Consider the following 20,686-nt stretch of genomic DNA (forward strand, 5'->3'; position numbering starts at 1 on the left):
ATCAAACCCAACAAAACTTAGCCGAGCTCAACATTTATTACGCTTGATACTGTTTCAGGAACATCTCGACACTGGAACTGATGATTACTTGTTTATGTTGTGCATCGGGTGAGGGCGCATGACCAATGATCTGTGGCCAAAAGGCAAACGACTTGAGCAGAGCAATAAACTGAGTCGAGGCAAACAATGGATCGAGCTCCACTAAGCGGCCATCCGCCAATGCGGCTTTTATCCAGATAGTTAGGCCACTTTCAGCTTGGGAATATTTCTCCATTGCCTGACTTGCCAGTTCTGCGTTGTGGAAGTATTCCGAAAACAGCACTCGAGATAAGTCGATGAAGCCTTCTGATTCTAAAAGCTCAAGTTCTTGATTGGCAATTGAAGCGAGTTGTTCAGCAAGTGGTTGTTCCGCTTGATATGGGAAGTGGGTCGCCGCGAGCGTTTTGCTCCAAATACTGTCGAGAATCTCATCTAGCAACAGCTCCTTACTGGCGAAATGATTGTAAACCGTGCGCTTAGAAACTTCTGCTCGGCTAGAGATCTTATCCATGCTAGTGGCTTTGTAGCCATGCTCGGTAAACTCTGCGATGGCAGCGGCCACGATAGATTCGCGTTTTCTTTGGCTCAGTGTTTTTTTTACAGTCATCTGGATACTACTCAATATGTGCGGTTAGCATTGCTTACGCCAATTTTACACCACGAAGTTTACTTTTAGAACACCAGTGAGTTTCCTTTTCGAATTCCGTTACCTTAACGGTTGCGTTAACTATTAGCTCGGATAAGGGAAATGGATAGCTTTGAGAGTAGGGTGGATAGCTATGAGAGTAGGGTGGATAGCTATGAGAGTGATTGAATCGCTTTTCAACGCGCTATGGGTGTCATAGAATCGAAGAAGGATTGAATTTTTATTGTTATCGACGGAAGAGAATTAACAGTCAATGAGTAGTATTTTAGAGTGTATTCGTACTGTTGGACGAGGGGAAAGAGGGCGTAAGCCTTTATCGTTCGAACAAGCCTATCGCATCATGGATGAGTATTTAAGCGGAGAGGTCGGAGACGACCAAATGGCTATGCTACTGATGTTAATTCGTGTGCAAAATGAAACCAATGAAGAGATCGCAGGCTTTGTAAAAGCTTTCCAATCTCGCGTGCCTGATTTGGGTGCGGATATTGATTGGCCTTGCTACGCCGGTAAGCGTAATGATACCGCGAGTGGTAAGCCTTGGAATTTGCTGGCGGCAAAAATCTTAGCTGACAATGGCTACAAGGTATTGATGCATGGCTATATGGATAAGCCAAGCGGTCGCACACACGCAGAGACTCATTTGGAGTTAGTGGGTGTTCGTCGTGCGGAAGACCCACAAGATGCAAAACAGATACTAGAAGCGGATGGTATTGCTTATTTGCCTTTGGCGAATTTCGCACCTGAAGCTCAAACCATGATTGGCTGGAAGCACCGCTATGGTCTACGTACTCCAATCAATACTGTGGTTCGTGCATTGAATCCAGGCGGTGGCCGTTTAGGTTTGCGTGGCAGTTTCCACCCAGGTTTCCCACAACTTCATGCAGAAGTTGAGAATGTGATTGGCAATAAATCCCACTCGGTGATTTCATTCAAAGGCATGAACGGCGAGTCGGAATACAACCCTAAGGTTAGCCAAACGGTGTGGATGAGTTCTCCTGATAAGGTTGAATCCTTCTATTGGGAAGAGATGATGAACTCTGATATTTCATTGCCGAGTGAGTGTGTTCTAGGTACGCCGGAAGATGAGATGGAATTGATGGCAAACACTGTTGTCGACAGCATGACGGCGATTCTTTTCGCTGAAACGCACGATAAAACCGAAGCCTACACAAAAGCCATCCGCCTTTGGGATGCGTATTGTGCTCGCTAGCACTTGGTCATAAGTGTATAGCGGTTCTGAGAGTTATTTAGAGAAGGTCAGCGATTGCTGGCCTTTTTTGTGTCTGGCTGCTTCTACTCGTGGGCAAGTAATAAACGCTACTTTACTCGCATCAGTCGATGCATTTTGTCTTCAAATTTCAATTCAATCACTTGTGATATCTTCATCTTTTCTACACGTTCTAACATCGAAGGCTGATAGTGGCGTTTCTTCATCCATTCTAGCGGCTCACTGAAACCATCTTCATTAATCACAAATGACTGATCGGTAATGGAGTCTTCAAAGATGTGTATTACCCAGATGCGGGACTGGAAATCCAATAGATCGCCAAAGTAGCTTTTTAGCTTAGATAAAGAGTGAGCGAGATAGGTTTGAGATGAACGAAGCAAAGTCATAGTGGGCCGTTTGGATAAGAGTAAAGCGGGTAACCAAAGTCGGTAACCTTGGCTACTCGGCATTACTTGGGTTACCACTCAATAACTGCTCATAAAATACGGTATTCATGTGTCATTGACAATACTCCGCAACCTTATCGACGGTGGCATGAGTGATGAGTCGGCTATTTAACGAATAATCCGAAGTCGATCTCTTGTTCTCTTTGGTATTTGACCAGCTTCACTTTCAAGTTGTGTTTTGAGGCCAGATCAATAGCCAAGCTAGACATTCGTTTTATCTCATCAGCGCAACAAGAGATCAGTGGTTTCTCTTCATTATTGATGGTTGCAACCAATGTGTTCTCGGTTCCGTCTTTTCCTGAATAGATGTACGCGTACATGCTCTTGTTGTGTTGCATAAAAGGCCCAATTGTAACTTTTAAATTATTTATTTGGTGCAGGTTACAGGATTGGTTCATTCAGGCTAGTGCTCTTAAGTAAGGTTAAGAAAGAATAAGTAAGGCTTTGTAAGGGCTCTTTTTTTCTTTTTTTTGACTCATAAAAACACGCTCGAGCCTTTTACCGTCTCGTTTTAGGGGCTTGTAAGGTTTTACCTATCAATAAAATTGTTGAAATCCATTTAGTAAAATCAAGATTTTAGACAACAATTAAGTTAACGAGATAGAAAAGAACTATCGGAAAGTATTTAGGGAGAACGCAATGCATTCAATAAAAGTGAAAGATTACATGACGCAGCAGGTTGTGACATTCACTCCTGATATGCCGTTAAGCCTAGCGTTAGATCGAGTGATGAAGAGTCACCATATGGGTGGCCCTGTTATCGATGAAACAGAACAAGTGATTGGGTTTTTATCTGAGCAAGATCTACTAGAGAAGTTGGTTAAGGTGAGTTACTTCTGTCAGGACACACACATTGTAGGTGACTGCATGTACCAAGAGGTACTGTCCGTGTCACCTGAGCTATCCATTATTGAGTTGGCTGACATGATGCAAGTAGGTAAACCAAAAGCTTACCCGGTTATCGATAATAGAAAGCTGGTTGGGATCATCACTCGAACCGATGTTTTAAGAGCAATCGGCAAGAACCTGGATGAATGTTTCAAACATCCTGTATAGTAGTGATAAGAACGATTATTTTTCTCAACACCAACAATTGACAAAAGGCGCACTAGCGCCTTTTTTCTGTGTAGAGCTTTTCTGGGTAGGTCAGGTTTTGTAAGTAAGCTTTTATAGACCTGTTTTTGTAGATCGGCATTTGTCTATCCCAAGCCTATTGAGCTCTAGTGTGTGGTGTTTCAGCTTTTGGAGGTTTCATGTCAAATCAAACTGCAAAGTTTGTAGAAGGTTCAACGATGCGCCACATATTGGTGATGTCGGGAGCTGGCTCTGTCGGTTTGATGGCGTTGTTTGTCGTCGATTTACTCGACATGCTGTTTATCAGTATGCTCGGTCAAGTCGAATTGGCGGCGGCAGTGGGTTTTGCAGGTACCTTAACTTTCTTCTCAACCTCAGTGTCGATTGGTACCTCTATTGCAATGGGAGCCTTGGTTTCTAAAGCGATTGGCTCAAAAAATAGAGACCAAGCCCGAAACTTAAGCACCAGTATCATGCTGACCGCATTTGTGATTAGTTCAACGGTTACCGCGATCATGTTTGCGCATATCCCAGAGCTATTGGCCGCGATTGGAGCCAAAGGTGTGGCTGCCGAACGTGCACAGGCCTATCTGCAAATCTTGTTGCCGAGTGGGCCACTGTTAGCGTTGGCCATGGCTGCGGGGGCAGGTTTGAGAGCTGCTGGGGATGCCAAGCGTTCGATGTGGGCAACCTTGTCTGGTGGTATTGTTAACGCAATCTTAGACCCTCTCTTCATTTTTGGTTTTGGCTGGAATATCGAAGGGGCTGCGATTGCTTCTGTTATTGCGCGTTTCTCAGTTCTCTTTTTCTCACTGTATCCGTTAATACGCAGCCATCAGCTAGTGGCTCCGCCCTCGATGGTGCAGTGGCGTCTTAATATTCGTCCGATTCTTGCGATTGCTATTCCTGCAATTATTACCAATACCGCTACACCTATTGGTAATGCGATTGTTACCACGGGTATTGCCCAATATGGCGAAGATTTCGTTGCTGGTTTCGCGGTGATTGGCCGTCTGACTCCAGTGTGTTTCGCGGTGATATTTGCGCTTTCTGGCGCTGTTGGCCCAATCATCGGGCAGAACTTTGGTGCTGATCGAGTCGACAGAGTGAAAGAGACGCTGAATAACTCCTTGTTGGTGACCACGGTTTATACCATCGCTGTTTGTATTCTTTTGTACTTGGTTCAAGACTACATCATTCAAGGTTTCAGCCTACAAGGTGATGCGGCCATTATTGTCGAGGCTTTCTGTACCTATGTTGCTTTGACCTTCACATTCAATGGCGCACTCTTTGTCGCTAATACGTCGTTTAATAACTTAGGTAAACCGCTGTATTCAACGGCGTTGAACTTAGGCAAAGCGACATTAGGGACTCTGCCATTTGTTTATTTAGGATCGCAGTGGTATGGCGCTCTGGGCGTATTGTATGGTCAGGCGTTAGGTAACATCGTATTTGGTCTGCTTGGTATTTTGGTATTGCGTTATCATGTTGCTGAACTGATGGCGGGATCTCAAATCGACCCAGTCGAAGACGATGTATCGATTGTCAGCTTGAACACTCAACCTTTCTGTTCGCATGATGCGGTTCTGATTGATGATGTATCAGCGAATAGAGAAGAGGCTACTGAGCTTAAGCCGCAGTAACACTATGTAAGAACATCAATGGCTTTCGATAAAAAATCGAAGAGATTGATAACTTCTTCTTGACCTTGGAGTTACCTCCAAGGTTTATACTTTTAAGGAACTTAAGGTTTGGTTGCTCATTCTACTGGCAACCACCTTAAGGCTTTTTGAGTATTAAGGAGATACATTATGTGCGCAAAACATGCAGCGTGCCGCTCAACAAAAGTGGACGTTCAACCGCAAGCGACTGGGGTGACCTGTTCTAGTCCTAAAATTACCAGCATTACCGCCGCAGGCTCGTCATCATCATGCTGCAGTTCTACAACGGCTTCTGCATCAGCAGATGGTTGTTGTGGTTCAGACAGTGGAGAAGAAGACCGGCTACCCTTAACTGAGTCTCTTAACGCCCAATTTTCCAAAAGTTGGTTGGTCTCGGGAATGGACTGTCCAGCTTGTGCTCGAAAAATAGAAAAAGCAGTCAGTAACATCGAAGGTGTTATTGAAGCTAAAGTTTTATTCGCTACCGAAAAGCTTGTTGTTAAATTCGATAGTGAAAATCTTGCTGAAACCATCGAACAAGTCTCTATCAAAACGGGCTTCCCATTGACGGAAGTGGGTTCCAAGAAACAAAAACAACAACCAGAGACCTTTTGGCAAGCTCATATCCAACCTAATTGGCAGATTATAGCGATTGCAGTCTCTATGCTGATCGCCGCCTTACTTAAAAGTTCACAGCCTCAACTGAGCGAAGGCTTATTCGTCGCTACCTGTTTACTTGGGCTTTATCCTGTTGCTAAAAAAGCGGTTCAACTTGCCCGTTCAGGGACACCTTTTGCAATCGAAACACTAATGAGTGTCGCAGCTCTTGGCGCTCTATATCTTGGTGAAACCGCAGAAGCCGCGATGGTTTTATTATTGTTCTTGATCGGTGAACGTTTAGAAGCTTTTGCGTCGTCGAGAGCAAGAAGTGGTGTTCAAGCCTTAATGGCACTCGTCCCGGAGAATGCGACCAAGATTATTAACGGCGAACGTGTTGAAGTAGAAGTTAGCGATCTTGTTCCTGGCGATGTCATCGAAGTTGCAGCTGGCTCTCGCCTGCCTGCTGATGGCCAGTTAATCACCGATGCTGCAAGCTTTGATGAAAGTGCTTTAACGGGCGAATCTATCCCAGTTGAACACATCGAAGGTAACAACATCATGGCTGGCGCCGTGGTGGTTGATAAAGTCGTGCGTATTATGATTACTTCAAAGCAGGGCGAGAATGCGATTGACCGTATTCTACACCTGATAGAAGAAGCCGAATCTCGCAAGGCACCACTGGAGCGCTTCTTAGATAAATTCAGCCGTTGGTACACCCCATTGATGATGGTTGTTGCGCTGTTGGTGATCATCACGCCGCCACTGTTGTTTGCTCAACCTTGGGAAACGTGGGTTTATCGTGGCCTAGCCTTATTACTGATTGCTTGTCCTTGTGCATTGGTTATCTCTACGCCAGCAGCAATTACTTCTGGTTTGGCAGCAGCCGCAAAACGCGGTGCGCTGATCAAAGGCGGAGCGGCACTAGAACAGCTTGGTAAAATTCAAACTATTGCTTTTGATAAAACGGGCACATTGACGGAGGGTAAGCCTCAGGTTACCGATATTCAGCCTCTATCTGATTGGCAGCAAGACGCAATGCTACGCGTAGTGGGTGCAATTGAAGTGGGTTCTACTCATCCATTGGCGCAGTCACTGGTTGCCAAGGTCAAAGAGTTGAACATTGAAATTCCAGAATCTCAAAATAAGAAGGCGTTGATCGGCAGTGGTGTTGAAGGCGATGTTGATGGTGTTAAATACCAAGTTCTCGCACCGTCTAAAGTCTCGTTTGACCTCGCTTCTGAAGTAGTGGCAAAAGTTGAAGCCCTTGAAGGCGAAGGAAAGACGGTGGTTCTTGCTCTAGAGGTTACACATCAAGAAGAGCTTCAAGAGCAAGCGACAGTGATTGGTCTGATTGCTTGGCAAGATACCTTGCGTAGTGATGCGAAAGTTGCGATTGAACGACTGAACGATCTGGGCATTCAATCTATCATGCTGACGGGTGATAACCCGCGCAGTGCGGCAGCGATCAGTCGCAAAATTGGTATGCAATACAAAGCGAGCCTACTGCCAAGCGACAAGGTGACCTATGTTGAAGAGTTATCTCAACAGTCGCATGTTGCAATGGTCGGTGACGGCATCAACGATGCGCCAGCGATGAAAACCGCTAACGTGGGTATCGCTATGGGTGGTGGTACTGATGTTGCGCTTGAAACGGCAGATTCAGCACTAACTCACAACCGTTTAACTGAGCTACCCGCGATGATTGAACTGTCGCAAGCGACCATGAATAACATTCGCCAAAACGTCGCACTTGCACTTGGTTTGAAAGGTGTGTTCTTGGTGACCAGCTTACTGGGTATTACCGGTTTGTGGGTTGCGGTATTAGCCGATAGTGGTGCGACGGCATTGGTCACATTGAACGCACTGCGATTGCTGCGATTCAAATCTAAAGCGGATTAAGCACTTCTAGCTCATATCCACTATTTTGATGCCAATAAACGCCTTTAGTCTTAATAAGCTAAAGGCGTTTTTTGTCTCATTAGTATGCAACGTAGGCGTATGGATTGCTTATTTTTGTGATGCCAATCGGTTTTTCGTGAAACTTGAAATCTTGTTGCGATCATTGGTGTGACGCGCGTCACTTCATTTTGTAATGAGCTTGGTTAGAGTGTGTTCGTACCCCACGAATTTACTATGAGCTTAAATAAGGGTAAAAAGCCCAATAAGCCAAAAGGAGCGAACTATGTCTCAAGCTGTTTTCCATTTAGGTGTTACTGAAGCAGATCTTAACGGTGCTACTCTTGCGATCATCCCTGGTGATCCTGCTCGTGTACAAAAAATTGCAGAAGAGATGGAGAATCCAGTATTTCTTGCTAGCCATCGTGAATACACACTTTACCGCGCAGAACTAGGCGGCAAGCCAGTTGTTGTATGTTCAACAGGTATCGGTGGTCCATCAACGTCTATCGCTGTAGAAGAGTTAGCTCAACTGGGTGTTCGCACTTTCCTTCGTGTTGGTACTACTGGTGCTATCCAACCACACGTAAACGTGGGTGACATGATCGTTTCTACTGGTTCTGTTCGTCTAGACGGCGCTAGCCTGCACTTTGCTCCAATGGAGTTCCCAGCAGTTGCTGACTTTGAAGTAGCAACAGCAATGAAAGCGGCAGTTGACGAATCAGGTGCAACAGTTCACATGGGTGTAACGGCATCAAGCGATACGTTCTACCCAGGTCAAGAGCGTTACGACACGTTCTCTGGTCGCGTTGTTAAGCGTTTCCAAGGTTCTATGCAAGAATGGCAAGACATGGGCGTTCTAAACTTCGAGATGGAATCTGCAACACTGCTAACTATGTGTGCAAGTTCTGGTCTGAAAGCAGGTTGTGTTGCTGGTGTAATCATCAACCGTACTCAAAAAGAGACGCCTGATCACGAAACGCTAAAAGTAACAGAAGCTCGTTCAATCAAAGTGGTTGTAGAAGCTGCTCGTAAAATGCTTTAAGTTTTAAAATGCATTAAGTCTGTTTCCAAGATTTAAAAATGGCCGCATCGAATGATGCGGCCATTTTTTATGGGGCAAAGAAATCAGAAACATAAATAGTTAAAAGATGAAAACCGATCGAAACCGATAAATAGCTAGAGAACAAAAAAGGCGAGTGACTTAATCGTCATTCGCCTTTTTAGATTTACTTAAGAGCGTTCAGCTCTCAAGAGTCTATTGGTTGTTAGCACTCTAAATCTTCATCACCACCGGCTGCGGTAAACCATGCCGTTAGGTGTGTTTTCAGATCCTTCAATTCGTCAGGACCAATCAACGCAAGGCCAAGGTCTTCAGCTCGTGTGATGTCATTATGACGAAGAGGGCGGAAGCTCACCAGCATAGCACGTGCTTGTAGGCCACCTAATAGGTCTCTCAACGACTCCAGCTTGTACAAGGTGTCATCACCATCATCACGCATGCCTTTGGTCTTACATTCGATGATGTGGAGCTTATTGTTCACGACAGAAGCAACATCAAGCTCATTACGAACTTCACGCTCACCTAATTGGCGGTAAACTTGAACATTCAAAGAGCGATCTTGAATGGTCGGCATGTCATCTTGGATTTGTTTAACTGTGCTGTGAACCAGAGTCTCTAGCCATTCGCCGTTAGAGAAACGTCGTGCATCTTCATTGGCAAACGTCAAAATACCATTGTCATAAGTGGCAATCTTCGCTTCAACTAAATCACTCAATAACATGTTGAGCTCTCGGTAACCTTGTTGTTTTTCAGACAAGCCAACATCGAGCTTCTGTTCTTTACGGCAGGTTGTTGCAAGGTAGTTCAATGTTGCGAGGCCTGGGCCTAACTCTAATGCGTTACTTGCCCAACGTTCGCCCAGTTCATACAGTTTCTGATCAAGTTGCGGAGACAGTTGTACATCGCTGAATTCACCACGAGCACCAAACACTGTTAGGTAGTCGTCGATGGTAATACGGTCTTGTACTTGTGCGTCTTCTTTGCCACTTGGGTATAACCAGCACAGCTTGTCACTGTTCGGTTCAACCACAAAGATTGGCCAGTGGTAAGTGCGGAACACTTCGTACACAGAAAGTAGGCGGTGACGAAGGCCACAACTCGCGTTGAGTTTCACTTCTTCACCACGAGCTTTGAGGTCTTCGGCAAGGGTTTGGATAGAGGCTTTAATCGCAGATGTATTTACGAGGGTTGGAATCTCGAAAAACTCACTGGTAATGTCGCGCTTCTGCAAAACGCTGTCTAAGCGTTGGTACATACTGACTTGATTCTTGTCGCCGATAAACACGATATGAGTGCTGATCGTTCGGTTATCGAGTAGTGGAGTGATCAAGCGAATGGGGTCTTGATCGATAATGCCAACATGAACAGCCATATAAATTCCTTAATAGCGGCTCGCTCATAAAGGTGAAAGAAAAAAACGGGAAGCAGCAAGCCTTAATAATCATATAATGACAAAGATCATAAAAAACAAGGGCAACCCTTGATAAAAGTTGCCCTTGTTCAAATAGTTACCACTATTGGGTAATAAGTCCCAATATTTTCACTAAATATCTATCAATTTCTCAGCTACCTATAGCTTGAATTGATGAACTAAATCACCTTGCTGATTTGCCAGAATCGTTAGGTTTTGGCTCGCTTCTGCAATCGATGACATTGCTTGATAACTTGCATCTGCAATGTGGTTGATGTCTTCGATGTTGCGCGCTATATCGCCAGAAGTTTCACTCTGCTCAGCGGCTGCTTGAGAGATATGTGTACTCATATGGCTGATTTCTAGAATCAATGCTTGGATTTCTTCCATGGCACTGTTTGCGCTTGAAGCTTGTTGAACCGACATGTCCATATCGCTCATACAACTTTCAATGACGTTGCTTGCCGTTTTCGAACTTGATTGCAGGTTACTGATCATCGTCTCGATTTCAGACGTTGATTGTGTCGTCTTCTGTGCAAGCACTCGAACTTCATCGGCAACCACGGCAAAACCACGACCTTGTTCACCGGCACGCGCCGCTTCGATCGCTGCATTTAGTGCGAGTAGGTTGGTTTGCTCGGCAATCCCGCGGATAACATCGAGAATAGAACCAATCTGGCTACTCATCTGTTGTAGTTCGCCTACCGCACCTACAGATTCGGTCAAGCGGGCCTCAAGTTGGTTAATGGTACTGATGTTGGTGTTCATGATTTGACGACCAGATTCAGAAGCTGATTCCACTTGTTGAACCATGGTTAATGAGCTTTGCGCACTGTTTGCCACTTCTTGTACTGAATGAGACATTTCTGTCATCGCAGTCGCGACAGTTGCCGTTTGTTCGCGTTGGCTGTTCAGTTGAGCCTGCGTTTCTGTAGAGGTTTTTTGGTTTACGCTGGCAGTCTTAGTTAAGTCATCGGAAGCGTCATTCAGCTTCACCAGAATATTGCGTAGATTGTCGGCTAAGGTGTTGATGTGACGGCTCACTCGGCTGAATTCGTTGTCATAACGAATATCGATACGCTGAGTCATATCGCCTTCAGTCAGGCCTTCTAATGTGCCTAGAATGCGAGTTAATGGCTCTCTTACACTGTGTGCAATGTGGTAACCAATCGCGGCTGCAAATACGGTAACAACAATACCAATCGCAATTGCGTTGAAGAGGCCTTTGTCGTAGATGCTACTTGCGTCAGCTAAAGATGCGTTGAGTTGCTCTTCAGCAGTCACGTTGAATGAATCCAACACCGCCATCGCTTGGTCAACTTCAACGGCTAGGTTTGCGATGTTGACGTACAGCGCTTGTTTCGCTTGCAGGTAGTTGTTGTGTTTATCTAGTACGCCGCCTTTCTGGCCAACGTCTTTGGTGAATTTCTGAACCGATTCATCGAAGACATTTTTAAGCGCAGGCAGTTGTGTCGCTAAACCACGGTATGCGTAGTTTAGGTGAGTCACGGCCTTCTTGTTTTGGTTTACGGCTTTTTGCACGAATGCCACATCAGAGCTTGCTAGCGCATCTGAAGTGATTACTTCAGCGTCTTGTAGTTTGATGAAGTAGCTTTTCGCCATAACTTTTACAGAGATGCTTTTTTGGTCGGCAACGTACTCTTTCATTCCGACTGTTAATTCAGAATGTAAGCGCTGGAAATCACGCGATGCTTTTTGTACTTGTTCTTGTGCTTCGAACATTGCCACATAGTTGGTCATCGCTTCTGCGGCTTCAGTAAAGTAGCGCTCTTCCATGGCTCTTAACTGAGTAATACGCTCAACGAGAGTGATGTTGTCTTCACTCGCGGCTTCTAATCTTCCTAATACTTCAGAGAAAGCGTCTTGTGATTCGGCAAATGTTGAACGCATTGCAGCCATACGTTCAGCGTTTTGTGTGGTTAAGAAGTCTTTGAATGACTTATCAGCAGAGAGCAATTGGACACTTGTTTGATTTGAAAGCGCAACAAGCGGTAATGAGGTTTCTGAGACACTCTCAAAATTGCTGTGTATCTGATTCATGCTGTTCATCATGATGGTTATCGTGACTGCGAACATGATGATGATCAGTGCGAAACCAGCGTACATACGCTTGATCACAGATCCCTTCATGGCTTTCTCCCTAATAAAAATGCAGACCTAATGTCAGGTCAAAGTAAAACTAACAAAATTGTCAGCATTCTATTGAGCTCCGCTTACGCATTTTATGACGCACTCGTCAAAAATAACGCTCGGTTATAACCAATATGCCATTCTTGAGAGCTAAGACTCGTTTTCTTTGATTTGAACGGTGTTTTTTATTATGCTTTAGAGCAGATTTATTGTGGTTTGATGCGGCATAGCGCATACTCAAAGCATTAAAAATTCAATGTTTTATCGGAGAGAAACATGGCTGAAGAAACCATTTTTAGTAAGATCATCAATAAAGAAATCCCAGCAGATCTGCTATACCAAGACGACTTAGTAACGGCATTCCGTGATATTAATCCTCGCGCTCCTAGCCATATCCTAATTATCCCTAACAAGCTGATTCCAACAACCAACGATGTTGAAGTGGAAGATGAAGCAATGATGGGACGTATGTTTACTGTTGCCCGTAAGTTAGCGAAAGAAGAAGGCATCGCAGAAGATGGTTACCGTCTTATCGTGAACTGTAATTCTCACGGTGGCCAAGAGGTTTACCATATTCACATGCACTTAGTGGGTGGCCGTCCGCTTGGCCCTCTTTTAATGAGCTAATTAAAAGGCTAATGCGCTAACGAAAAAGTTAATGAGCTCGTTAATACAAGTTAATGGGTTAACTAACATAAACAGCCAGTTGGAAAATTTGTTGTTTGTATGCCAACTTTAAGTTTTATCTGTTGTCTGAATATCGGCATCACCTAGGCAGAGCTAAATTAAGCAGGTAACAACTTGCCTGAGATCCTTTTAACAACACGTTTCGTTTTGATAATGAGACTACGGTCAACAGACCCTAACAAAGTTGGCATTTTAAACATGCACGGAGACGATAAGTGAAGCAACAGTTAAGATTCGCTTCCATTGCCCTATTATCGGCGTTGACCGCGGGTTGTGCGAGTATGTCTGCAGGTAGCCTGTTCAGTCATTACAGCGCGCAAAACAAAGATATCTATCAAGCAGTGAAATCTGGGGATTATTCAGAGGCTCAACAAGAGTTACCAGATTACGTAGCAGGCGATATCCTTGATAACTTTGAAAGAGGCAGAATTAATCTGCTGGATCAAAAATACCCTGAGAGTAAGTCTTCGTTTGAATTGGCTGATCAGGCAGTAAAAGATCAACAAAGCAAAGCCGTGATTTCTATTTCAGACAGTGCAACCAGTGTGGGTGCGTTGGCTGTGAACGATAATATTACCGAGTATGTACCGCCTGATTACGAGTTAGGCTTTCTTCATCTCTATCTCGGTTTAAATTATCTCAAGAAGAACGACTTAGAAGGTGCGGTGATCGAAATGCGTCGCGCCAACCAAGTTCAAGAACAAGCGAAGAAGCAACGTGAAGCTGAATTAGAAAGTGCAGCCAACGATGCGAAGAAGCAGGGTTTGTCTGCCAATGTGGGTAGTATCCTTGCGAATTACCCAGACGCGGGTAAAAAGCTGCAGTCAGTACAAAACGCGTATCTGATGTTTTTATCGGGTCTGCTTTATGAAGCTTCAAACGACTTAAACAGCGCTTATGTAGACTATCGACGTGCTTTGGCTGTGATGCCAGAGAACCAAGAAATTATTGATAGAACGATGGCAACAGCCGCTCGTTTAGGAATGCGACAAGATTTAGCGACACTTGAAAAACGCTACAAACAATCTTCTAAGATTGGCAGCGGTCAAGGCCGTGTGATTGTGCTTCAAGAGCAGAGCGCTGTTCAAGCCATGGACAGTTGGCGTTTAGATTTACCTATTTATGACAGTCGCGATCAAGGTGCAATATATTCTCTGGCGCTGCCATATTACCCGAGCCAAAACGTAGAGCGTTTTTCTGCCTTACGAATCAGTGGGCAGCCGTTACAAGAACACTTGATCACGGATGTAAACGCGATGGCTCAAAACGATTTATCTGAGCGCATGACGAGTATTGTTATTCGCCAAGCACTGCGTGTCGTCGCGAAAGATCGCATTCGTAAAGAAGCGACCCAAGGCAACGATGTGGGTAACATTCTGTTCAATGTCTGGAATACCTTTACGGAGCAACCAGACACGCGCAGCTGGCAATCTTTACCTGCAGAGATCAAGAGCAGCACGTTTGTAGCAAACAGCGGTCAATATACGTTAGAAGCGGGTGCTAAAACGTATGACTTTGATATTAGAGAAGGGCAGACCACCTTGGTTTGGATTTCTCGACAAGGCAATAACGCAACAATGTGGCATAAACAGCTAGGGAGGCTGTAATGAAAAAGTGGTTAGTGAGCGTAGCAGCGGTCATCGCTCTGGCTGGTTGTGCTGATAACACAGCAGGCGTAAGGGTTGATAGCCTAACTCAAAACGTATTCTTTGGTGACAACGTGCTAGGCAGTCGACTTGTAGTTGATGATATCCGCACTGATCAAATTGATGGTCACACAAGAGGTATTGTTCGTTTAAACAGTAACTATAAAGGCGATCAACATATCCTTTATCGTTTCTACTGGTACGACGATGCTGGGCTTGAGGTCAACCTAAAGCAAGGCCCTTGGAAGCAAGCGATTGTTCGTGGCTTTGAAAGTATTTCGTTGTCGGAAGTGTCGGTAAACCCGAAAGCAACTCAGTTCCGAGTCCAGTTCCGAGAGCAGTAAGCTCTACGAGAATAGATATAGTTAAAGTGAGCTCGAGTTAATATCGATTCGGGCTGCAGTAAGCGGATTTATTGATTCGCTAACATAAGAATTTAAGAGTGAGGGTAACCCCGCTCAGTGATAAGTTGAGGAAACAAAATGAAAAAGAGTGTCATTGCGCTACTAGGTTTAGCGGTTATTTTAGGCGGTTGTTCAAACAAGGTAAGCTACGGTGATGCACAAGCAGTAGAAACCACAACAATCGATTTCGGTTCAACAGATCTTCAAACGATTGCTGGCGAAATGGTCGATAGCATGATGGCTTCTGGTTCTGTTTCTTACATCACACGTGAGCAGCGTCCAATCGTATTCGTAGAACGCATCAAGAACAAAACCAGTGAGCACATCGATACTGAGTCAATCACTGACACGATCAGTACTAAAATGCTGAACTCTGGTAAGTTCCGTTTCGTTGATATGGACCGTGTAGAGTCTGTTCGTGACCAACTGAACTTCCAAAACAATGATGAGCTAGTAAACCAAAGCTCAGCAATCCAGTTTGGTAAAATGGTTGGCGCTCAGTACATGTTGTACGGCAACCTATCAAGCATCGTGAAGAAAGACGGTAGCGATGAAGACGTATACTACAAAATGACCATGCGTCTAATGGATCTTGAGTCTGGCTTAATTGAATGGGCTGATGAGACTGAAATCCGTAAGCAACAATCTAAGAGCCTACTGGGTCTTTAATCTCGCTTACTTGCCAACCAAACGCAGCCGGTAAAGACAGCGTTTGATTTGGTCACACGCCAATGCAGTACATGATGTGCTGTTAATAAAAGACACTGGCTTTTGGTCAGTGTCTTTTTTGTAGGGAAATGGAAACGTTTATAGGGAATGAGCAATGGCAATTTTTTCTTGGCCTGAGGCTAAGCATCTTGATACCAGTTTGAGTTCGCTGGATGGTTACTTTTCTGAGCCACCGGTTAGAGCACAGACGCTGACAGGCGGTTTGACCAATCGATGTTGGAAGTTGGTGTTAGCCGATGGCACTGCGTATGTTTGGCGTCCAATCACACCGATCACCAAAGCCTTCTTTATCTCTCGTCATGAAGAGTATCAAGTGCTTTCCGCAATTGAGCGTCTAGGTATTGGACCAAGTCCAATAGTGGTTAATGAGCAAGGCTTATTGGTTGAATGGATTGCGGGTGAGACTCTTTACGAAGGCTTAGAGCTTGATGATTTGTTGAAGACTCTGATCTCGGTGCATTTGGTTAATACCGCGCGATTGCCGCTCCAACCGTTCAGTTTCACAGCGCGAGTCGATCATTACTGGCTCCAACTTGATGCGATTCATAAGACTGAAACCTGCACCAAGATTTATCAAGAGTGGCGCGTGGCTCCAAGTATCCCAAGTGTTGACCTGTCTTTGTGTCATTTTGATCTCGGTGGCTATAACCTTGTGAAGAACCAAGATGGGATTAAGATCATTGACTGGGAATACGCGGCGCTAGCAGACCCGAGGCTCGACTTGACCTTAACGATTGCGGTTGCTGAGGTGCCAGTTATCGAAGCGGTCAATAAGTACTGTCAGCTAAGAGGTATTCATGATGTTCAGCCTTGGCTTGATGGCGTAGAGGCTTGGTTGCCACGAAGTCGAATGATGGCCATGTTGTGGTATTTACTGGCACATCAACTCTGGGGAGATGAAAGTTATCTGCGCGAAGCTGAGTTATTGAGTCACACTTTCTGTCGCTAGGATCACGTTTAGGAAGTGAAAAATATAATTTCGTTGGTGTTCCCTTTAAAACCTTATTTTTCATGTTAGATTAATTAAAACGTACCAATATTCAACAGGGAGGTACTAATGATTATTTATCTACATGGCTTCGACTCAACTAGCCCGGGCAATCACGAAAAAATACTGCAGTTGCAATTCATTGATGATGACGTTCGTTTCATCAACTACAGTACTTTGCATCCAAAGCACGATATGCAGCATCTTCTTAAAGAAGTGCATAAAGTGATAGAACAATCTGATGATCCACATCCCATTATCTGTGGTGTTGGTTTAGGGGGGTTTTGGTCAGAGCGTATTGGTTTCTTATGTGGGATTAAGCAGGTGGTTTTCAACCCTAATCTGCAACCAGAGAACAATATGGTGGGTCGAATTGACCGTCCTGAAGAGTATGAAGATATTGCGACTAAGTGTGTCGCTCAGTATCGTATGAAAAACAAGGGACGCTGTTTGGTTGTGTTGTCTCGTGAAGATGAAATTCACGACAATTCGCGAACGGAAGCTGAACTCGGGGATTACTACGAGGTAATCTGGGATGAAAAAGAGAGTCATAAATTTAAAAAGATCTCTCAACATCTTCAAGCAATGAAAGCGTTTAAAAACGCCTAATTTACCCTTCTATTTTATAAAAGCAGCACTCATTTGAGTGCTGCTTTTTTACATCTGAATCCTAGAAACTGGCATTGATAAAACAGTTGTATATGTTTTATCGATGAGTTTACGCATTTATCGATAAGCTTGCGCAAACGTTAACTAATTATCCCCGAATCCTCATTGAGGGTAAGGATTTTTGTTGCGGTCATCTTATTGCTATATATAATGTTCCCAAGCAAAATATTTTGATAAATATCAAGAAAAATTGAGAGCGAGTGATAAAACTTGCCCATTATTTGTGCTCTACCTCTCAGGTAGTCACCTTTTTTATCCACGTGAGCAAAGCGACAAGCCAATGTTTGTTGCTTGTAATCCCTCTCACTACTCGGTGAGCTGTCGTTATTCTTTTTCGCGGTTATCCAATTTATAACAGCCTTCGCATTTAAGGCCGAGTAGATACATAGAATTTATCGGTTGGAGTAATCGAGCCGAACCCCATTTATTCATTTTGTAGAGGATTGTCATTGTGACAAAAATTATCGTAGTAGGCGGTGGTGCTGGTGGTTTAGAACTAGCAACTAAGCTAGGCCGCACTTTAGGTCGTAAAAAACGTGCCCAGATTACTCTGGTTGACCGTAAAGCAAGCCACCTATGGAAACCATTACTTCATGAAGTAGCAACAGGTTCATTGGACGAAGGTGTTGATGCATTAAGCTACCGCGCACATGCAAAAAACCATTACTTCGATTTCCAAATGGGCAGCCTGAACGACATCGATCGTGAGCGTAAAGTGATTGCACTGAGCGAACTGAAAGATGACCACGGTGAATTGCTGATGCCAAGCCGTGAACTGGAATATGACATTCTAGTAATGGCAATTGGTTCAACGTCAAACGACTTCAACACTCCTGGCGTTCGTGACAACTGTATTTTCCTTGATAGCCCAGAACAAGCTCACCGTTTCCGTACGGAAATGAACAACCAGTTCTTAAAACTTCACGCTAAAAACGGTCAAGGCACCGTTGATATCGCGATTGTTGGTGCTGGCGCAACAGGTGTAGAGCTGTCTGCTGAGCTTCACAACGCTGTGAAAGAGCTTCGTACTTACGGTTTTGGTGATCTAGATTCAAGCAAGCTGAACGTTAACCTTGTTGAAGCGGGTGAGCGAATTCTTCCAGCTTTACCACCTCGTATTTCGAGCGCAGCGCATTCTGAGCTAACTAAGCTTGGTGTTAACGTGCGTACTAACACTATGGTGACTCAGGCTGATTCTGAAGGCCTAACAACCAAAGATGGCGATAAAATTCCAGCGCAAATCATGGTTTGGGCTGCGGGTATCAAAGCACCAGATTTCCTGAAAGATATTGGTGGTCTTGAGACTAACCGTATTAACCAATTGGTTGTGAAAAACACACTGCAAACCACGCTTGATGACAACATCTTTGCTATCGGTGACTTGGCACAATGTACACAAGCGGATGGTTCATTTGTTCCACCTCGTGCACAAGCGGCTCACCAAATGGCAAGCTGCGCATTCAGCAACATCATTGCTAAACTGAACGGCCGTGACTTGAAAGATTATGTCTACAAAGACAAAGGCTCGCTTGTTTCACTAAGCCGTTTCTCTACGGTAGGTAGCCTGATGGGTAACCTGACTAAAGGCTCAATGATGGTCGAAGGTCGTATTGCTCGCGTGGTTTACATCTCTTTGTATCGCATGCACCAAGTCGCGCTTCACGGCATCATCAAAACGTCATTAATGATGTTGGTAGGCCGAATCAACCGTGTGTTGCGTCCAAATCTAAAGCTGCACTAATTAATTGGTGATTTTCAGCGAATAAAAAAGAGCTCTTCGGAGCTCTTTTTTGATCGTGTCGATGACGTGCTGTTTTAGGCTTACTAAAGAACTAAAGAACTAAAGAACTAAAGAACTTAAGAGGTTGGAGGTAACACGGAATAAACCACGCCGTCTTTTGGCTTGCCGTTAAAGATAAAGCGGTTCTTGGCAATGGTTTCACGTTCTGCGCCACACTTCTCAATCAGCCTTTGGCTTGGTAGGTTTTCTGTATCGCAAACAATCTCTAAACGCGTTAGTTTGAGTTGTGCAAAGCAGAATTCAAATAAGGTCAACATTGCTTCTTTCGCGATCCCTTTCCGTTGAAATTCGTCGCCAACCCAATAGCCTAAACTGGCCATATTGAAGGTATGGTAAAGCTCATTGATTGCCACCATTCCAACCAGTTGATTGCTGTGGCGTTCAAAAATACCAAACCCAAACGCGTCTGCTTTTACCCAATTTAAGCGGGTAGCCAGAATGAATTTCTCGGCTTCTACAATAGAGAACGCATCGTGGCACCAGTCTACCCAGGGAAATAAGCTAGGAGATGTTTGGATCAACCGAGAAAACTCTGGAGCGTCTGTCGCTTCAATAATTTTGAGGCTGAGGTGTTGAGTATTTATCTGGAAGTCAGGGCTCATAAGAAATACCGAATTACATGTAAGTACTGAATAAAAGATTCAGTACAAAATAAAGAGAGATAGCACTTAATAAAACGCCCTCACTAGGAGGGCGGATTGAATTGTTTGTGTAATTATAGCCGAATCGGCAAGTAACTTACTGAGCTACACGTCTAACTTGAATCACCATGCCCAGAAGTGGGTGATCAAGGTAGTGAGTTTCTGTACTACGCATACGACGCTTTTGATCCATGCGGTAGCTCTTAAGGAATTCTTCTACCTGCACTGTCGGTGAGATCTCAGTTAAGTTGCCCACTTGAACATTGCTGTCTGCACCGCTTACTGGTGTGTCTAACTCAATAGGCTGTTCTTTCAGAGTCACTTCACGAACGCTTGGCGCTTTTAAATCTAGTGTGGTTTCAGCGTATAGGTAATGCTGCACGTAGATCTGTAGCTTGCCGTCTAGTTCGTAGAGTGGCTTATCAATGGTCTCTTCTTTGAATCCATCGGCACTGCCTGCAGTGATAACACCTTTCTCAGAACCATCTGCATTGAAATCTTTAGAGAAGTCTTTGCCTGCTTGAATATGGAAAACAGGTGCCGAGCTCTTACCTTGGTCGCCTTGACGCCAAGCGGTATGCATCAGAACTTCAAAGCCCGCGTGCTTACGCAGTTTATCTTTCTGAGGCGTTAGCTTGTACTCTGAGTAAGGCAGCATTTGTACGCCTTTCTTTGAGCGGTATTGGGTATCTTGAAATGAACCAACGCGCTCAAGTGAAATCTTCGGCTGAGTGTTCGGCCAAGACTCGTTGACTTTTTCTGCATCAACTGCGCGCTTGAAAATGATCACTTCTATATCAAATTGTCTCTGAGCCAAACTTGGCAGTGAGACGAACAATAGTAGCAGTGGGATCAGTCTTTTCATTTTTACTCCGTCTTCCAGCCGCTGTTACGGCTGGATAATTT

The 20,686-nt window shown here is 44.5% G+C and carries 19 protein-coding genes; 12 read left to right on the forward strand and 7 right to left on the reverse strand.

The genetic code is table 11. From position 1 onward, the window contains the following. Positions 1-37: 37 nt before the first annotated feature. Complete coding sequence (locus tag QUF19_RS05495; protein WP_102433730.1) at positions 38-646, reverse strand: TetR/AcrR family transcriptional regulator; 609 nt, start codon at positions 644-646, stop codon at positions 38-40. Between the two features lie 292 nt (positions 647-938). On the opposite strand from QUF19_RS05495, the gene QUF19_RS05500 reads away from it, so the two are divergent. Continuing rightward, positions 939-1,895: a glycosyl transferase family protein gene (locus tag QUF19_RS05500; protein WP_286297113.1), complete on the forward strand. Its 957-nt coding sequence runs from the start codon at positions 939-941 to the stop codon at positions 1,893-1,895. 107 nt (positions 1,896-2,002) lie between these two features. On the opposite strand, the gene QUF19_RS05505 is transcribed toward QUF19_RS05500, so the two are convergent. Further along, positions 2,003-2,299 carry a hypothetical protein gene (locus QUF19_RS05505; RefSeq protein WP_286297114.1) on the reverse strand — a complete coding sequence of 99 codons (297 nt, stop codon included), beginning with the start codon at positions 2,297-2,299 and terminating at the stop codon, positions 2,003-2,005. 164 nt (positions 2,300-2,463) lie between these two features. Next, a complete protein-coding gene (locus QUF19_RS05510) occupies positions 2,464-2,697 on the reverse strand; it encodes a hypothetical protein (RefSeq protein WP_102433727.1) in 234 nt (77 codons plus the stop codon). Between the two features lie 301 nt (positions 2,698-2,998). On the opposite strand from QUF19_RS05510, the gene QUF19_RS05515 reads away from it, so the two are divergent. The 4 genes from QUF19_RS05515 to udp all read left to right on the forward strand — a co-directional run bounded on the left by QUF19_RS05515 (position 2,999) and on the right by udp (position 8,635). Next, positions 2,999-3,415 (forward strand): CBS domain-containing protein, encoded by a 417-nt coding sequence (locus tag QUF19_RS05515; protein ID WP_017109961.1) that lies wholly within the window; start codon positions 2,999-3,001, stop codon positions 3,413-3,415. A 197-nt stretch (positions 3,416-3,612) separates the two neighbouring features. Then, positions 3,613-5,076, forward strand: a complete 1,464-nt coding sequence (locus tag QUF19_RS05520) for an MATE family efflux transporter (protein ID WP_286297118.1) — start codon at positions 3,613-3,615, stop codon at positions 5,074-5,076. Between the two features lie 168 nt (positions 5,077-5,244). Beyond that, a complete protein-coding gene (locus QUF19_RS05525; protein ID WP_286297119.1) occupies positions 5,245-7,593 on the forward strand; it encodes a zinc/cadmium/mercury/lead-transporting ATPase in 2,349 nt (782 codons plus the stop codon). A 283-nt stretch (positions 7,594-7,876) separates the two neighbouring features. Further along, a complete protein-coding gene (gene udp / locus QUF19_RS05530) occupies positions 7,877-8,635 on the forward strand; it encodes a uridine phosphorylase (RefSeq protein ID WP_286297120.1) in 759 nt (252 codons plus the stop codon). A gap of 223 nt (positions 8,636-8,858) precedes the next feature. On the opposite strand, the gene QUF19_RS05535 is transcribed toward udp, so the two are convergent. After that, the gene (locus tag QUF19_RS05535; protein WP_286297122.1) at positions 8,859-10,025 is read right to left on the reverse strand and encodes a DUF1887 family protein; all 1,167 of its coding nucleotides are present in this window, start codon (positions 10,023-10,025) and stop codon (positions 8,859-8,861) included. A gap of 198 nt (positions 10,026-10,223) precedes the next feature. Then, positions 10,224-12,215 carry a methyl-accepting chemotaxis protein gene (locus QUF19_RS05540; RefSeq protein WP_286297124.1) on the reverse strand — a complete coding sequence of 664 codons (1,992 nt, stop codon included), beginning with the start codon at positions 12,213-12,215 and terminating at the stop codon, positions 10,224-10,226. Between the two features lie 276 nt (positions 12,216-12,491). Between QUF19_RS05540 and hinT the strand changes: the two genes are divergently transcribed. The 7 genes from hinT to QUF19_RS05575 all read left to right on the forward strand — a co-directional run bounded on the left by hinT (position 12,492) and on the right by QUF19_RS05575 (position 19,079). Continuing rightward, complete coding sequence (gene hinT, locus QUF19_RS05545; protein WP_004736268.1) at positions 12,492-12,842, forward strand: purine nucleoside phosphoramidase; 351 nt, start codon at positions 12,492-12,494, stop codon at positions 12,840-12,842. A gap of 275 nt (positions 12,843-13,117) precedes the next feature. After that, positions 13,118-14,509, forward strand: coding sequence for a COG3014 family protein (locus QUF19_RS05550; protein WP_286297191.1), 1,392 nt, complete (start codon positions 13,118-13,120; stop codon positions 14,507-14,509). Continuing rightward, the gene (locus QUF19_RS05555; protein ID WP_102433721.1) at positions 14,509-14,892 is read left to right on the forward strand and encodes a YcfL family putative periplasmic lipoprotein; all 384 of its coding nucleotides are present in this window, start codon (positions 14,509-14,511) and stop codon (positions 14,890-14,892) included. Before QUF19_RS05550 ends, QUF19_RS05555 begins: the two co-directional genes overlap by 1 nt. Before the next feature lie 138 nt (positions 14,893-15,030). Beyond that, entirely contained in the window at positions 15,031-15,621 is a 591-nt protein-coding gene (lpoB, locus tag QUF19_RS05560; RefSeq protein ID WP_017107631.1) for a penicillin-binding protein activator LpoB, read from the forward strand. A gap of 154 nt (positions 15,622-15,775) precedes the next feature. Further along, complete coding sequence (locus tag QUF19_RS05565; RefSeq protein ID WP_286297194.1) at positions 15,776-16,630, forward strand: phosphotransferase; 855 nt, start codon at positions 15,776-15,778, stop codon at positions 16,628-16,630. A 108-nt stretch (positions 16,631-16,738) separates the two neighbouring features. Next, on the forward strand, positions 16,739-17,278 hold the full coding sequence (gene ycfP, locus QUF19_RS05570) for an alpha/beta hydrolase YcfP (RefSeq protein ID WP_286297197.1): 540 nt from the start codon (positions 16,739-16,741) through the stop codon (positions 17,276-17,278). A gap of 511 nt (positions 17,279-17,789) precedes the next feature. Beyond that, on the forward strand, positions 17,790-19,079 hold the full coding sequence (locus QUF19_RS05575; protein WP_102433718.1) for an NAD(P)/FAD-dependent oxidoreductase: 1,290 nt from the start codon (positions 17,790-17,792) through the stop codon (positions 19,077-19,079). Positions 19,080-19,195: 116 nt separating this feature from the next. On the opposite strand, the gene QUF19_RS05580 is transcribed toward QUF19_RS05575, so the two are convergent. Both QUF19_RS05580 and QUF19_RS05585 read right to left on the reverse strand, forming a co-directional pair. Further along, positions 19,196-19,741: a GNAT family N-acetyltransferase gene (locus tag QUF19_RS05580; protein WP_017107634.1), complete on the reverse strand. Its 546-nt coding sequence runs from the start codon at positions 19,739-19,741 to the stop codon at positions 19,196-19,198. Between the two features lie 136 nt (positions 19,742-19,877). After that, a complete protein-coding gene (locus QUF19_RS05585) occupies positions 19,878-20,645 on the reverse strand; it encodes a peptidoglycan binding protein CsiV (protein ID WP_102551555.1) in 768 nt (255 codons plus the stop codon). Between the last annotated feature and the right edge of the window lie 41 nt (positions 20,646-20,686).

This window comes from Vibrio sp. FE10 (assembly GCF_030297155.1).
Taxonomy (GTDB): domain Bacteria; phylum Pseudomonadota; class Gammaproteobacteria; order Enterobacterales; family Vibrionaceae; genus Vibrio; species Vibrio apostichopi.

Bases quoted from the DNA above. Each gene is read 5' to 3' on its own strand.
- QUF19_RS05495 (WP_102433730.1), bottom strand. From the start codon at position 646: ATGACTGTAAAAAAAACACTGAGCCAAAGAAAACGCGAATCTATCGTG.
- QUF19_RS05500 (WP_286297113.1), top strand. From the start codon at position 939: ATGAGTAGTATTTTAGAGTGTATTCGTACTGTTGGACGAGGGGAAAGA.
- QUF19_RS05505 (WP_286297114.1), bottom strand. From the start codon at position 2,299: ATGACTTTGCTTCGTTCATCTCAAACCTATCTCGCTCACTCTTTATCT.
- QUF19_RS05510 (WP_102433727.1), bottom strand. From the start codon at position 2,697: ATGCAACACAACAAGAGCATGTACGCGTACATCTATTCAGGAAAAGAC.
- QUF19_RS05515 (WP_017109961.1), top strand. From the start codon at position 2,999: ATGCATTCAATAAAAGTGAAAGATTACATGACGCAGCAGGTTGTGACA.
- QUF19_RS05520 (WP_286297118.1), top strand. From the start codon at position 3,613: ATGTCAAATCAAACTGCAAAGTTTGTAGAAGGTTCAACGATGCGCCAC.
- QUF19_RS05525 (WP_286297119.1), top strand. From the start codon at position 5,245: ATGTGCGCAAAACATGCAGCGTGCCGCTCAACAAAAGTGGACGTTCAA.
- udp (WP_286297120.1), top strand. From the start codon at position 7,877: ATGTCTCAAGCTGTTTTCCATTTAGGTGTTACTGAAGCAGATCTTAAC.
- QUF19_RS05535 (WP_286297122.1), bottom strand. From the start codon at position 10,025: ATGGCTGTTCATGTTGGCATTATCGATCAAGACCCCATTCGCTTGATC.
- QUF19_RS05540 (WP_286297124.1), bottom strand. From the start codon at position 12,215: ATGAAGGGATCTGTGATCAAGCGTATGTACGCTGGTTTCGCACTGATC.
- hinT (WP_004736268.1), top strand. From the start codon at position 12,492: ATGGCTGAAGAAACCATTTTTAGTAAGATCATCAATAAAGAAATCCCA.
- QUF19_RS05555 (WP_102433721.1), top strand. From the start codon at position 14,509: ATGAAAAAGTGGTTAGTGAGCGTAGCAGCGGTCATCGCTCTGGCTGGT.
- lpoB (WP_017107631.1), top strand. From the start codon at position 15,031: ATGAAAAAGAGTGTCATTGCGCTACTAGGTTTAGCGGTTATTTTAGGC.
- QUF19_RS05565 (WP_286297194.1), top strand. From the start codon at position 15,776: ATGGCAATTTTTTCTTGGCCTGAGGCTAAGCATCTTGATACCAGTTTG.
- ycfP (WP_286297197.1), top strand. From the start codon at position 16,739: ATGATTATTTATCTACATGGCTTCGACTCAACTAGCCCGGGCAATCAC.
- QUF19_RS05580 (WP_017107634.1), bottom strand. From the start codon at position 19,741: ATGAGCCCTGACTTCCAGATAAATACTCAACACCTCAGCCTCAAAATT.
- QUF19_RS05585 (WP_102551555.1), bottom strand. From the start codon at position 20,645: ATGAAAAGACTGATCCCACTGCTACTATTGTTCGTCTCACTGCCAAGT.